This window comes from Mycobacterium sp., from assembly GCF_032161845.1.
Taxonomy (GTDB): Bacteria; Actinomycetota; Actinomycetes; order Mycobacteriales; family Mycobacteriaceae; genus Mycobacterium.
Genome location: NZ_JAVRQA010000305.1, coordinates 1 through 11,803 on the forward strand (window position 1 = coordinate 1; position 11,803 = coordinate 11,803).

Below are 11,803 nucleotides of genomic sequence, written 5' to 3' on the forward strand. Positions count from 1 at the left end.
GAAACCGCGCTCGCACTGGAGCATCTGCTCGACTTCATGCCGCGCTACGAGGTCGACTTCGACGGCTTGCGGCGGGTGAACATGCAGAACGTCGCGGGATTCAGCCACGTGCCCGTGAAGGTGTTGAGATGACCCAGCGAGAAGCGGAGCGGGATCGCGCATGACCAGGCGAAAAGCAAAGCTGGCTCGCCCATGACCCAGAAGATCGAGGTCGACTTCGGCCTCTGCGAGAGCAACGGGGTGTGCATGGGCATCATCCCGGAAGTCTTCGACCTCGACGACCAAGACTTCCTGCACGTGCTTCAGGACGAAGTGACGCCGGAGAACGAAGCGCTCGTCCGCGAAGCCGTCCGCCAGTGCCCGCGGCAGGCCATCGCCATCATCGACCAGTAGCGCCTCGCCAGTGCGATTCGTGTTCGTACACGGCGGTTTTCACGCCGCCTGGTGCTGGGAGCGCACCATCATCGAGTTGGCGAAGTTGGGGCATTCGGGACACGCCGTCGACCTGCCCGGCCATGGGGCGCTGGTCGACCAGGAGTCAACCCTGGCGAATCGGCGGGATGCGATCGTCGCGGCGCTGGAAGGCGGCGACGTACTCGTCGGGCACTCGGGTGGCGGCTTCGACGCCACCCTGGCCGCCGACGCGAGGCCCGAACTGGTCAGCCACGTCGTGTACCTCGCCGCTGCGCTACCGCGCGAGAATCGGACGTATCCGGAGGCGATGGCGATGCGCGACGCCGAGGAAGGCCCGGTCGAACTGGGCAACGAGTTCGACGGTGACGTCGGAGAGATGTTGAGCTACTTGCACTTCGACGACGAAGGCGCAATGACCTTCGCCGACTTCGACGGTGCGTGGAAGTACTTCTACCACGACTGTGACGAGCAGCTGGCACGCTGGGCGTTCGAGCGCCTCGGCCCGGAACGCTTCGGCGACACGACGGTTACCCCCGTCTCGGTCGCGCGCTTCTGGGCGGCCGATCTGCCGCGCAGTTACATTCTCTGCCTGCAGGACAGGTCGATGCCGCGGTGGTTGGCCGATACGGTCGCACGGCGGCTCGGCGTCGAACCGTTGACCATCGACGCGTCCCACTCGCCGTTTCTGTCCCGGCCCGCCGAGCTCGCGGAACTGCTGGTGCACGCGACGACGACCAAGCCGGTCGGGCCGCTGCTCCCCAACTAGAGCTTGAACCGGCCGCCGAACCCGCGCAGCGGGAGGTCGGCGCTGGTGAGCAGTCCCGGCGGTGCGGCGACGACCGACTCGATCGAGTTGAGGGCCGGCATGCCCGTCACTGTCATGCCGATCGAGGCGAAGTTGTCCGGGTTGGACAGGTCGATGCCCGGCCTGGGAAAGATCATGTGCTTGTTGTAGATGCAGGGATCGCCCTTGATCTGAGTGATGTAGCAGCCCTTGATGTCCCAGCTCGGATCGGTGTGCGGCGTCATCTGCCATTCGAGGTGGGTCTCCACCCTGGGCACACCGGCCACCATGCCCTGGTACTTGATGTAGTTGCCGCCGAGCGATCCCTTCGGCAGGGTGTACCAGCCGAGGTCGACGTCCTTGGTGCAGGCGCCGAGTTCGTAGGTGAACTTCACCTCGTCGAGTTCCAGGCCGAAGCAGTCGGCCATCATCAGCACGCTGTCGGCGAAGACACGGGTGTAGCGTTCCAGCTTCGACGGGATCGACGGGTCGTCCACGGGCAGGCCGTAACCCACCTCGATCCAGGTGTCCTTCGAATGGTGGCAGGACACGTCCACCGACTCGACGGTCGTGACGTTCTCGATGTCGGCGACGTCGGCCGAACACACAACGCCCAGAATCTGATTCACGCCGGGGTTCATTCCCGTGCCGTAGAAGCTGGACCCGCCCCGCTCGCACGCCTCGGCGAGGAGCTGGGACACCAACTTGCCCGACGGGTGCGGATGGTTCTTGTCGCGATGCCAGCCGGTGATCCAGTCCGCGGTGGTGACGATGTTGATTCCGGCCTCGAGGACCTTGACGTAGAGATCCTCGTCGGGGAACACGCCGTGGAAGGTCAGCACATCCGGCTTCGCGGCGATGATCTCCTCGACGCTGCCGGTGGCCGTGACGCCGACGGGTCCGATGCCCACCAGCTCACCGACGTCCTTGCCGACCTTGTCAAGCGAATAGCAATGCACCCCGATCAATTCGAGGTCGGTCCGGTTCTGGATGCGCTTGATCATCTCGCTACCCACGTTGCCGGTGGCCACCTGAAAGACCTTGATCGGCGGGGTGGTCGGTGTGGTCATCGGGATTGCCCTTCTCGTGCGTCGGCCAGCTCGGCGGCACTGCCGCCCTTACCGTCGGGATAGAACTGCTTGGCCCAGTTGCGAATTGCGGTGAACCCCGCTTGCTCGGAGTTCGCAAGGGCCGGCGGGTCGGAGTAACGCTGGTGGGCCCAGATGTGCACGTCCTGGCCGAACTGCCGGATGACTTCCTCACCGAAGGCCCGTGCCTTCGTCTCGGCACGCTCGCCTTCACGCCCCGGCGTCCGGCCGATGTACACCATGAACCTCACGTCGGAGGTGAACTCGTCCACCGGGGTGATGGCCGAGATGGTGCGGTTGTCGACCATGCCCCAACTCTTGGTGACGGCGATGCCCAGTCCCCCATTGATCGCCTCGACGCCGCTGTCGACGTCTTCGATCTTCTGGCCGTCGTCACCTTCGAAGGTGATGGTGAAGTCGACGTACGACATCGGTTCGGCGAAGTCGTGCCGGGTGAACACCGGAACGATCGGCGTCTGATGCACGTACTTGAAGTGGGCGAAGTCAACGCCGTTCTCCAGTACGTACTGCGGGTGTAGTTCCAGACCCTCGCGGAACAGTCGCTGCTGTGGGTAGTAGGCCTCCAGGCTGCTGCCGTCGGCGAAGCTTGCGAACACGTCAGGCGCGTCGAAGTACGGTGCGCGGCCTTCGATGTCGTGCCAGATGTAGATGGACTGGTTGCGCTCGGCGACCGGGTACGTCGTGATGCGGCGGCCGCGGTTGGGCCGGTCTTCGTAGGGGATGCAGACGTTGCGACCATCCTGGTTCCACTGCCACCCGTGAAACGGGCACTGCAGCACCTCGCCGACCACCGTGCCGCCGAAACCGAGGTGCGCACCGAGGTGTTCGCAGTAGGCGTTCATCACCGTCACCTGACCCGATTCCGCACGCCAGCCGATCATCTCCTGGTCGAAGTACTTCATCGTGTGGACGTCGCCGACACCGATCTCCTCAGACCATGCCACCTGGAACCATCCGGTCGGTCTCATCGACAACGGCGGCTTCGCCATCTTCGGCTTCCCCTCCTCGTTACTGCGCGCTCACCGAATGATAGATACCTCGATGAAAAAATGACAGTGGGTTCTATGAAACTTGATGAGCCGATACGATCGACCGATGACCGACGCGGGGATCGTGGGCCGGCGGACCAATCGCCGCGGCCTCGCGACCCGCGAGAACATCCTCGAGGCAGCGCTGAAGTCACTGGCCTCGGGGCAATTGGGATCGGTGTCGGCGAATCGCATCGCCAAGGACATCGGCGCCACCTGGGGCGCCGTGAAGTATCAGTTCGGCGACATCGACGGCTTCTGGGCGGCGGTTCTTCACCGCACCGCCGAACGCCGGGCAGGCCTACTGTCGACGCCCGTGGAGCCCGACACATCCCTGCATCGACGCGTCGGTCGCATCGTCGACACCCTGTATCACGGTCTGTCGTCGGCAGATTCACGCGCCATCGAGAACCTCCGGGCCGCGCTCCCCCGCGATCCCGAGGAACTCGAGCGGCTATATCCGCAAACAGCTGCCGAGCTCGCCTCCTGGGAGAAGAGCTGGCTCGAGACGTGCCAACGGGCCTTCGCCGATCTCGACCTCGCGCCTGACCGGGTGCACGGAGTGGCCACCCTCATCCCAGGAGCGATGCGGGGCCTCGTCTCCGAGCGCCAACTGGGTTCCTACGCCGATCTCGACGTCGCCAGGGAGACTCTGACCAAGGCGCTCGTCGCCTACCTCTCGCAGTCGCCAGTCGACGGCTAGAGGCTCAGAAGCCGGCGAGGATCACCCCGTTGCATTCCGCCGCACCCTGGCGGATCTTCGCCGCCTGCTGGTAGGCGTCTGAGTAGTACCACTCGCTGGCCGCCTGAACGGATTCGAACTCCAGCACGACGGTCTGCGTGGCGGGCCAGTCACCCTCGATGACGGTCGGCTTCGTGTCGACGGCGAGGATCGTGGCCCCACCCATCGCCTTCATTGCCAGCTTGCCGTATTCGGCCATTCCTGCCGGGTCCTTGATGTCCTCGGTGATGATCACGTAGCCCTTTGGCATGGCGAAACTCCTTGTTGGTGAACCAGATTGAACTAGATTTCCGAAATCGCGTGCTCTGGGCAGTTCTCGATGGCCTCGCGAGCCGCACTCTCCGACTCCGCTGACACCTCGTCGGGAGCGGCGACGGCCCAGCCGTCATCGGACATCTCGAAGACCTCTGGGCACAGCGTCAGGCACATGCCGTGGCCGGCGCAGCGGTCTTCATCGACTGTGACCTTCATCAGACGCCGCGTGACTCGCGGACGTCGAACTCGAGGTGCAGTTCGGTGAGCCCACGCAGGATGAACGTCGGAATGTAGCGGTAGTCGCGGGCGTCCGCCGGACCGTGCTTCTGCTCCGAGATGCGAATGTCGGTGGTGCGGTCCAACAGTCGCTCCAACCCGACGCGCGTCTCGGCGCGGGCCAGCGGCGCCCCTGGGCAGCTATGGATGCCACGGCCGAACGCGAGGTGCTGACGCGCGTTCTTCCGAGCAGGGTCGAACTCGTCGGGCTCCTCGAAGCGCCGCGGATCACGGTTGGCGGCGCCGTTGACCACCATGACGGTGGTACCCGCGCTCAGGTCGTGCTCGCCGACGGTCACCGGCGTGCGGGAGAGCCGGAAGTCGCCCTTGACGGGACTTTCGTGGCGCAGCGCCTCCTCGATGAAGTTCGGCAGCAGACTGCGGTCCTCACGCACCCGCTTCTGGACGTCCGGGCGGTCGCCGAGCACCTTCAACGCGGTGCCCAATAGCCGGACGGTCGTCTCCTGCCCCGCCGAGAAGACGTTCGTCGCCACGCGGGCGACGTCGCCGGGGGTGGGGGTGGTGCCGTCGGGAAAGTTCGCCGTGGCCAGGCCGGTCAGGATGTCCTCGCGCGGGTTGCGCCGACGGTCCTCGACATACTCCTCGAACTGCCCGTAGAGGAATTCCAGCGGTGAGTGCGACAGCGATTCGCTGCTGGTGCTGCCGACCCCGCCACCGGAGTTGTGCGAGATGCCGTCGACGAAGGCGTTGCGGTCCTCCGGCGGAATGCCCAGCAGGTCGGCGATGACGAGCAGGGTGAAGGGGCTGGCGAAGCCCTTGATGAACTCGCCACTGCCGGGCGCCAGGAAGTCGTCGAGCACCTCGTCGGCCAGCGCCCACATCGCGTCCTCGTTCTCCTTGAGGCGCTTGGGGGTGATCAGCCGCATCATCAGTGATCGGTGATTGGTGTGGACAGGCGGATCGAGGGTGGGCAGCTGGTCGCTGAAGGGGAGTTCGTCGCGGTGCTTCTCGATCAGATCGGTGACGTCGTCACCCTCGAGCGGCACCGGAAAGCCGGGAAACGGTCCTGTCACCGAGAGGCACGACGAGAAGGTCTTTTCGTCGTTGTAGACGGCGACCGCCTCTTCCCAGCCGGTCACCATCGTGACGCCGTAGTGGTCCTCGGCCTGGACCGGGCACTTGTCGCGCAACGCGTTGAAGAACGGATACGGGTCGGCGACCAGCCGCGGGTCCTTGAACCAGTCGATACCTGCGGGGTCGATGGTCATGCGCCACTCCGTTCGACGATCTCATCATTCGAGAACGTGATTCTCATCTTTGGGTATTAGATTTCCATAGCACTGCTTCGTAGTCAACGTGGGTCACCGGCCGCGAGTTAGTTTGACTCTGGTCAGCTTTCTTGAAACGGGTTATGGTGCAGTCGTGGCCGATCCCATTGCGTCGATGACCGCTGACCGCGGTCAGCGCCGCGCGACCTTTCAACGGGCGAAGTCGCACGAGACCAAGCGGCAACTGGTACAGGCCGCGATGGCGCTGTGGCGCACCAAGGGGTACGCCGGCACGACGGTCGCCGACATCTGTACTGCTGCCGGCGTATCGAAGGCGCTGTTCTACTTCTACTTCCCCCGCAAGGAAGACGTGCTGTTCGAGGTCGGCGTCATGTCGACGCAATCAGCCCATCGCACCATGCACGCACTGCTCGAACTGCCATACGAGATCGAGGCGGTGATCTCCGCCGCGCTCGAGTCCTTCGAGCGCTCGATGGCCCGCAACCCGCGCGAACTCGTCATCGAGACGATCCTCGAGGGTTACCGCCACGAGCACCGCATCCTCGCCGCTGAAGGCCCTCCCGAGGTGGACGCCGACATGTTCACCGAGCTGTTCACCCGCGCCAAGGCCGACCGCAAGCTCGGCGCCGAGGTCGACGTCGCTCACCTCGCGTACCTGGCCCAGACCCTGGTGAGCGAGGGCGCCAGGCACTGGGCCGCAGGCGCATTCGGGACGAGGTCGTTCGCCGACGTCGTCACCACGGACATCGTCACGATCATCAATGGACACGCACCCCGAAGGGCAAGGAGGCCACATGTGGGACTTTGAGACCGACCCCGACTACCAGGCACTACTGGACTGGGCTGATCAGTTCGTGCGCGAACAGGTCGAGCCGCTCGATCTGATCTGGCCGCACCTTCAGTTCACTCCGCTGAACGAGGCCAGGCGAAAGGTCGTCGACCCGCTCAAGGAGCAGGTTCGCCAAAAGGGTTTGTGGGCGACGCATCTCGGACCCGAATACGGCGGCCAGGGTTACGGCCAGCTCAAGCTGGCGCTGCTCAACGAGATCCTCGGGCGGTCGCAATGGGCGCCCATCGTCTTCGGCTGCCAAGCTCCCGATACCGGCAACGCCGAGATCATCGCGCACTACGGAACGCCCGAGCAGAAGGAGCGCTACCTGCGCCCACTCCTCGATGGCGAGCTCTTCTCCAGTTATTCGATGACCGAACCGCAGGGCGGCGCCGACCCAACGCAGTTCAAGACCAGCGCGGTGCGCGACGGCGACGACTGGGTGATCAACGGCTGGAAGTACTTCTCGTCCAACGCAAGTACGGCCTCCTTCCTCATCGTGATGGTGGTGACCAATCCCGACGTCAGCGCGTATCAGGGCATGTCGATGTTCCTTCTTCCCACCGACACGCCAGGGGTGAACATCGTCCGCAATGCGGGCCTATACGGCGAGCAGGAGGGCGAGGGCTCACACGCCCTGATTCACTACGACAACGTGCGGGTGCCCGATTCGGCGCTTCTCGGCGGCGAGGGACAGGCCTTCGTGATCGCGCAGACCCGCTTGGGCGGTGGCCGAATTCACCACGCGATGCGCACCATCGGACTCTCGCAGAAGGCCCTCGACATGATGTGCGAACGTGCGCTGAGCCGCGAGACGGCAGGCAGCCTGCTCTCCGACAAGCAGGCAGTCCAGGGCTACATCGCCGACTCCTACGCCCAGCTCACGCAGTTCCGGCTGATGGTTCTCTACACCGCGTGGGAGATCGACAAGTACAACGACTACAAGAGGGTGCGCAAGGACATCGCCGCCGTCAAGGTGGTCATGCCAACGGTTCTCCACGACATCGCTTGGCGCGCAATGCAGGTTCATGGTGCCCTCGGCGTCACCAACGAGATGCCGTTCCTCGGCATGGTCACTGGCGCGGCGGTCATGGGATTGGCCGACGGTCCCACCGAGGTGCACAAGACGACGGTCGCCAAGCAGGTGCTGCGTGACTACAGCGCCAGCGACGACGTGTGGCCGACCGAGTGGATTCCCCGCAAGCGTGACGCCGCGCGCGCGAAGTACGCCGAATTCCTCGAGCTGGAAGTGGGAAACCAGTGACCGAAACGGAGATCGCTACCGATCGCCTCGCCGCGTGGATGGACGAGGCCGCGCTCCCCGGCAAGGGCGAACCGCTGAGCACCCGGTTCCTCTCCGGCGGAACGCAGAACGTGATCTACGAGCTCACCCGGGGTGACGAGCGATGCGTCATCCGGATGCCACCGCCAAGCGCACCGCCGGATCGCGACAAGGGCATCCTGAGGGAGTGGCGCATCATCGAGGCGCTCGATGGCACCGAGGTGCCGCACACCGCGGCGGTCGGCGTGTGCGAGGACCCGACTGTGCTCGGTCGACCGTTCTATCTGATGGGCTTCGTCGACGGATGGTCCCCGATGGATCAGCACGGCAAGTGGGCCGAGCCGTTCCAGAGTGATCTCGGCACCCGGCCGGGTCTGAGTTATCAACTCGCCGAGGGCATCGCGCTGCTGTCGAAGGTGGACTGGAAGGCCAAGGGGTTGGCAGACCTGGGTCGGCCCGACGGTTTCCACGAGCGTCAGGTCGACCGGTGGATCGGATTCTTCGAACGCATCAAGAAGCGCGATCTCGACGGCCTCGCCACCGCAACCGCATGGCTGAAATCGCACGAGCCGCTCGACTACATTCCTGGCCTGATGCACGGCGACTACCAGTTCGCGAACGTCATGTACCACCACGGCGCCCCGGCGCAGTTGGCGGCCCTGGTCGACTGGGAGATGGGCACGGTCGGCGACCCGAAGCTGGACCTGGGCTGGATGGTGCAGAGCTGGCCGGAAGACACGGCCAACCCGGAAGGCGCCGACATGAGCTACGTCGACATGCGGGGCATGCCGTCGCGCGACCAGGTCGTCGCGCACTATGCCGAGGTCTCGGGCCGTCAGGTCGACGATCTCGACTACTACCTGGTGCTGGCCAAGTGGAAGCTGGCCATCGTGCTGGAGCAGGGCTTCCAGCGCGCGGGTGACGACGAGAAACTTCTGGCCTTCGGCCCGGTCGTCAGCGACCTGATGGCGTCGGCGGCCAACCTCGCCGAGTCGACCGACTACCGCGGCTGAGCACCGGTGCGTGCCGCAGTATGTCCGGCCTACGGACCTCCCGAGGTGGTTCGGGTCGAGGAAGGTCGGGACCCGACACTCGAACCGGGACAGGTGCTGGTCTGTGTTGAGGCGGCGGCAGTCAACTTCCCCGACGTGTTGATCGTCGCGAACCGGTACCAGATCAGCGTGCCACCACCATTCGTGCCGGGCAGCGAGTTTGCCGGTGTCGTCGACGAGGTGTCCGCCGAGGCAACGGGTTTCGCCGTTGGCGACCGAGTCACGGGAACCGGGCTCTTCGGCGCGTTCGCCGAGCGGGTCGCGGTACCCGCTGCGGCCCTGAGCCGGATCTCCGACGGCATCGACGCCCGCACCGCGGCGGCGTTCGGCGTGGCCCACCGCACGGCCTATCACACGCTCCGGTCGGTGGCCCGCGTCTCCGTTGGCGACGAACTCGTCGTCCTCGGCGCGGGCGGCGGCGTCGGGTTGGCCGCCGTGCAACTGGGCGTCGCACTCGGCGCCAGGGTCACCGCGGTGGCGTCCTCCGCCGAAAAGCTCGCGGTCGCAGCGAGTTACGGCGCGATGAATCTGCTGAATCATCGCGAAGGGGATCTGCGGGCAGCGCTGCGGCTTGCGCTGCCCGACGGTGCGGATGCCGTCCTCGACCCGGTCGGCGGCGACCTCGCTGAACCGGCGCTACGGTCCCTGCGCCGCGGCGGCCGCTTCGTCACCATCGGTTACGCCTCTGGCGTGATCCCCCGGATCCCGCTGAACCTGGTCCTGGTCAAGGGAATTCAAGTCCTCGGCTTTCAGTTCCAGGACGTGTCCGCCGCCGAGTTCGGTCGCAACGAGGAGGAGCTGGGGACGCTCCTGACGACGGGGCGCGTAACACCTCACATCGGTGCGTCGTACCCGCTCGATGACACCGCGCGGGCGCTTCGCAAGGTGGCCGACGGTGAGGCCGTCGGCAAGGTGCTGATCGACATCAGCTAGCCGGGATGAGATCGGCTGCCACCGAGGGTCGAGCCATGGCCCCGCAACGGAACGTCTCGGCGTCACCGACGACCACGACCGGAGGATCGATGGCGGCGAGCGCCTGGGCCTTGAAGGCGCGGGCCGCCGCACTGAGCTGATGGCGCACCGAGCCCACGGTGTCGTCGAGCTCTTCAGGCCAGTGCTCACCCCACAGCGTGACCTCGGTCTGCCCGTGGTCGAGCGCATTGAGCACGCCTCGCCGGACTCGCGCGTCGGCGGAGAATAGCTCCGAGGCCACTGCCACGGTCTGGGGGTGCGGCCGGTCCGCCCACATCTCCAGCGCGGCTTCCAGATCCTGGGTGGCGACGCCGAGGATCTCCAGGGGTCGCAGATCCTGGGCTCCGTCGATGAGGACGGTGACGTCCCAGCCGGCCATCACGCGATCGACCAGCCAGCCGCCCGCGAACTTGACGACCTCGGGAACGCTTGGAGAAACCACGTCGAGGCGATACCTCATGTCCTGCTCCTGTCCACCGGTTCGAAGTCTCGGGCGAGCATCTCCGCGTATCCCTTGAAGACGTCGCCCAGGGGGATCGAAGGATCGAGCAACCATGCGGTCTCCATTCCATTGGTGAAGGCGAGAATCTCCACGGCTTTGATGGCCGGGTCGAAGTCCGTGCGGTAGACGCCGGCTTCCTGCGCGCGTCTGATCAGTTCGGCGACGATGTCGACCGCGGCCTGCTGCCTCTTGACCAGCCGGTCGTGCAGAGGGGCGTCGGGGGCGATGTTCTCGATCAGCAGCACCGTGAAGGTGCCCACCAGCTCGGGAGCGCGGTGGAAACGCTCGGCGACCTTGCAGATCTCGGTGACGAGGTCACCCGTTCGGTCGGCATGCTCGTCGTCGTCGTTGTCGCGCGCGTCGAGGACGGCGTTGAGCAGCTGTTCCTTGGACTCGTAGTGGTGCAGCAGCCCCGCCGGGCTGACTCCCGCCTCCCGAGCGATCTGCGCCAGCGAGGTATTACGCCACCCGTGGCGCGCCAGCAGTCGCTCGGCGACCTCGAGAATCCGCGCCTTGCGATCCTCGCCCTTGGCAAGCAACGTCGCGTACGGCCTCGGAGATTGCTCCAGAGCGGACACCGAACTCCCTCGTTCGAACCAACCTAGTGAACACACAGTAGGTAGGTTTGGCCGCTGTGACAAGGGTCTCTTTTCACACGTCGCTCACCAGCGATTTCGGCGTGCTGAGCGGCGGCCAGCCGCTGTCCACGCCGAAATGACGCGCCGCCCGCGGGGACGCTACAGCCCCAGCGACTTGGCGATCATCACCTTCATGACCTCGCTGGTGCCCGCGTAGATGCGGGCCACCCTGGCGTCGGTGTACAACCTGGCGATCGGATATTCCATCATGTAGCCGTAGCCACCGAACAGCTGCAGGCAGCGGTCCACCACCCGTTGCTGCATCTCGGTGCAGAACAGTTTCGTCCGCGCGGCATCGGCGCCGGACAACTCGCCCTCGACGTGCAGCGTGATCGCCCGGTCCAGCATCGCCTGCGCGGCCTCGACGTCCGTCGAGCACGCGGCGAGCTCGAACTTGGTGTTCTGGAACGACGCGACGGGCGTGCCAAAGGCCTTGCGGTCCTTGGTGTAATCGATGGCCGTTGCGATCGCAGACCGCGCCTGCGACACCGACCCGACGGCGACGGTGAGGCGTTCCTGCGGCAGGTTGTGCCCCAGGTAGCCGAACGCCTCGCCCTCCTCCCCCAGCAGGTTGGCCGCGGGCACGCGCACGTCGACGAACGACAGCTCGGCGGTGTCCTGCACCTTGCAGCCCATCTTCTCCAACTCGCGACCGCGGGTGAAGCCCTCC

15 protein-coding genes and 1 pseudogene are annotated in these 11,803 nt (G+C 65.5%); 8 read left to right on the forward strand and 8 right to left on the reverse strand.

What is annotated here, in order from left to right; genetic code table 11:
- The 3 genes and pseudogenes from QOD90_RS16645 to QOD90_RS16655 form a co-directional block, all read left to right on the forward strand.
- Positions 1-132 (forward strand): annotated as a pseudogene (locus QOD90_RS16645) (cytochrome P450); the annotation flags it as partial.
- Positions 133-192: 60 nt separating this feature from the next.
- A complete protein-coding gene (locus QOD90_RS16650) occupies positions 193-393 on the forward strand; it encodes a ferredoxin (RefSeq protein ID WP_526351616.1) in 201 nt (66 codons plus the stop codon).
- Between the two features lie 10 nt (positions 394-403).
- Positions 404-1,180: an alpha/beta fold hydrolase gene (locus QOD90_RS16655; RefSeq protein ID WP_526351618.1), complete on the forward strand. Its 777-nt coding sequence runs from the start codon at positions 404-406 to the stop codon at positions 1,178-1,180.
- On the opposite strand, the gene QOD90_RS16660 is transcribed toward QOD90_RS16655, so the two are convergent.
- Positions 1,177-2,268: an NAD(P)H-dependent amine dehydrogenase family protein gene (locus QOD90_RS16660; RefSeq protein WP_526351620.1), complete on the reverse strand. Its 1,092-nt coding sequence runs from the start codon at positions 2,266-2,268 to the stop codon at positions 1,177-1,179. The two genes, QOD90_RS16655 and QOD90_RS16660, sit on opposite strands and share 4 nt — an antisense overlap.
- Positions 2,265-3,296 (reverse strand): Rieske 2Fe-2S domain-containing protein, encoded by a 1,032-nt coding sequence (locus tag QOD90_RS16665; RefSeq protein WP_526351622.1) that lies wholly within the window; start codon positions 3,294-3,296, stop codon positions 2,265-2,267. Before QOD90_RS16665 ends, QOD90_RS16660 begins: the two co-directional genes overlap by 4 nt.
- Positions 3,297-3,402: 106 nt before the next feature.
- On the opposite strand from QOD90_RS16665, the gene QOD90_RS16670 reads away from it, so the two are divergent.
- A complete protein-coding gene (locus QOD90_RS16670) occupies positions 3,403-4,038 on the forward strand; it encodes a TetR/AcrR family transcriptional regulator (RefSeq protein WP_526351624.1) in 636 nt (211 codons plus the stop codon).
- A gap of 4 nt (positions 4,039-4,042) precedes the next feature.
- On the opposite strand, the gene QOD90_RS16675 is transcribed toward QOD90_RS16670, so the two are convergent.
- The 3 genes from QOD90_RS16675 to QOD90_RS16685 are packed head-to-tail and all read right to left on the reverse strand — an operon-like array spanning position 4,043 to position 5,837.
- Positions 4,043-4,327 carry a DUF1330 domain-containing protein gene (locus tag QOD90_RS16675; protein ID WP_526351626.1) on the reverse strand — a complete coding sequence of 95 codons (285 nt, stop codon included), beginning with the start codon at positions 4,325-4,327 and terminating at the stop codon, positions 4,043-4,045.
- A gap of 32 nt (positions 4,328-4,359) precedes the next feature.
- A complete protein-coding gene (locus QOD90_RS16680) occupies positions 4,360-4,548 on the reverse strand; it encodes a ferredoxin (protein WP_526351628.1) in 189 nt (62 codons plus the stop codon).
- Complete coding sequence (locus QOD90_RS16685) at positions 4,548-5,837, reverse strand: cytochrome P450 (RefSeq protein ID WP_526351630.1); 1,290 nt, start codon at positions 5,835-5,837, stop codon at positions 4,548-4,550. Before QOD90_RS16685 ends, QOD90_RS16680 begins: the two co-directional genes overlap by 1 nt.
- 175 nt (positions 5,838-6,012) lie before the next feature.
- Here QOD90_RS16685 and QOD90_RS16690 point away from each other — a divergent pair, with 175 nt between their 5' ends.
- The 4 genes from QOD90_RS16690 to QOD90_RS16705 are packed head-to-tail and all read left to right on the forward strand — an operon-like array spanning position 6,013 to position 9,954.
- Complete coding sequence (locus QOD90_RS16690; protein WP_526351642.1) at positions 6,013-6,666, forward strand: TetR/AcrR family transcriptional regulator; 654 nt, start codon at positions 6,013-6,015, stop codon at positions 6,664-6,666.
- Positions 6,653-7,951, forward strand: a complete 1,299-nt coding sequence (locus tag QOD90_RS16695) for an acyl-CoA dehydrogenase family protein (RefSeq protein WP_526351632.1) — start codon at positions 6,653-6,655, stop codon at positions 7,949-7,951. The genes QOD90_RS16690 and QOD90_RS16695 overlap by 14 nt, the downstream gene beginning before the upstream one ends.
- 38 nt (positions 7,952-7,989) lie before the next feature.
- Positions 7,990-8,982, forward strand: a complete 993-nt coding sequence (locus tag QOD90_RS16700; RefSeq protein WP_526351644.1) for a phosphotransferase family protein — start codon at positions 7,990-7,992, stop codon at positions 8,980-8,982.
- Between the two features lie 6 nt (positions 8,983-8,988).
- Positions 8,989-9,954, forward strand: a complete 966-nt coding sequence (locus tag QOD90_RS16705) for an NADPH:quinone oxidoreductase family protein (RefSeq protein ID WP_526351634.1) — start codon at positions 8,989-8,991, stop codon at positions 9,952-9,954.
- On the opposite strand, the gene QOD90_RS16710 is transcribed toward QOD90_RS16705, so the two are convergent.
- The 3 genes from QOD90_RS16710 to QOD90_RS16720 form a co-directional block, all read right to left on the reverse strand.
- Positions 9,947-10,453, reverse strand: a complete 507-nt coding sequence (locus tag QOD90_RS16710; protein WP_526351636.1) for a hypothetical protein — start codon at positions 10,451-10,453, stop codon at positions 9,947-9,949. The two genes, QOD90_RS16705 and QOD90_RS16710, sit on opposite strands and share 8 nt — an antisense overlap.
- On the reverse strand, positions 10,450-11,073 hold the full coding sequence (locus tag QOD90_RS16715) for a TetR/AcrR family transcriptional regulator (protein WP_526351638.1): 624 nt from the start codon (positions 11,071-11,073) through the stop codon (positions 10,450-10,452). Before QOD90_RS16715 ends, QOD90_RS16710 begins: the two co-directional genes overlap by 4 nt.
- 159 nt (positions 11,074-11,232) lie before the next feature.
- Positions 11,233-11,803, reverse strand: a 571-nt coding sequence (locus QOD90_RS16720) for an acyl-CoA dehydrogenase family protein (RefSeq protein WP_526351640.1), incomplete at its 5' end; no start/stop codon positions are given.

What these genes read in the sequence shown, in the direction of transcription:
- QOD90_RS16650 (WP_526351616.1), top strand. Translation starts at nt 193, where the DNA reads ATGACCCAGAAGATCGAGGTCGACTTCGGCCTCTGCGAGAGCAACGGG.
- QOD90_RS16660 (WP_526351620.1), bottom strand. Translation starts at nt 2,268, where the DNA reads ATGACCACACCGACCACCCCGCCGATCAAGGTCTTTCAGGTGGCCACC.
- QOD90_RS16665 (WP_526351622.1), bottom strand. Translation starts at nt 3,296, where the DNA reads ATGGCGAAGCCGCCGTTGTCGATGAGACCGACCGGATGGTTCCAGGTG.
- QOD90_RS16670 (WP_526351624.1), top strand. Translation starts at nt 3,403, where the DNA reads ATGACCGACGCGGGGATCGTGGGCCGGCGGACCAATCGCCGCGGCCTC.
- QOD90_RS16675 (WP_526351626.1), bottom strand. Translation starts at nt 4,327, where the DNA reads ATGCCAAAGGGCTACGTGATCATCACCGAGGACATCAAGGACCCGGCA.
- QOD90_RS16680 (WP_526351628.1), bottom strand. Translation starts at nt 4,548, where the DNA reads ATGAAGGTCACAGTCGATGAAGACCGCTGCGCCGGCCACGGCATGTGC.
- QOD90_RS16685 (WP_526351630.1), bottom strand. Translation starts at nt 5,837, where the DNA reads ATGACCATCGACCCCGCAGGTATCGACTGGTTCAAGGACCCGCGGCTG.
- QOD90_RS16690 (WP_526351642.1), top strand. Translation starts at nt 6,013, where the DNA reads ATGACCGCTGACCGCGGTCAGCGCCGCGCGACCTTTCAACGGGCGAAG.
- QOD90_RS16695 (WP_526351632.1), top strand. Translation starts at nt 6,653, where the DNA reads ATGTGGGACTTTGAGACCGACCCCGACTACCAGGCACTACTGGACTGG.
- QOD90_RS16700 (WP_526351644.1), top strand. Translation starts at nt 7,990, where the DNA reads ATGGACGAGGCCGCGCTCCCCGGCAAGGGCGAACCGCTGAGCACCCGG.
- QOD90_RS16710 (WP_526351636.1), bottom strand. Translation starts at nt 10,453, where the DNA reads ATGAGGTATCGCCTCGACGTGGTTTCTCCAAGCGTTCCCGAGGTCGTC.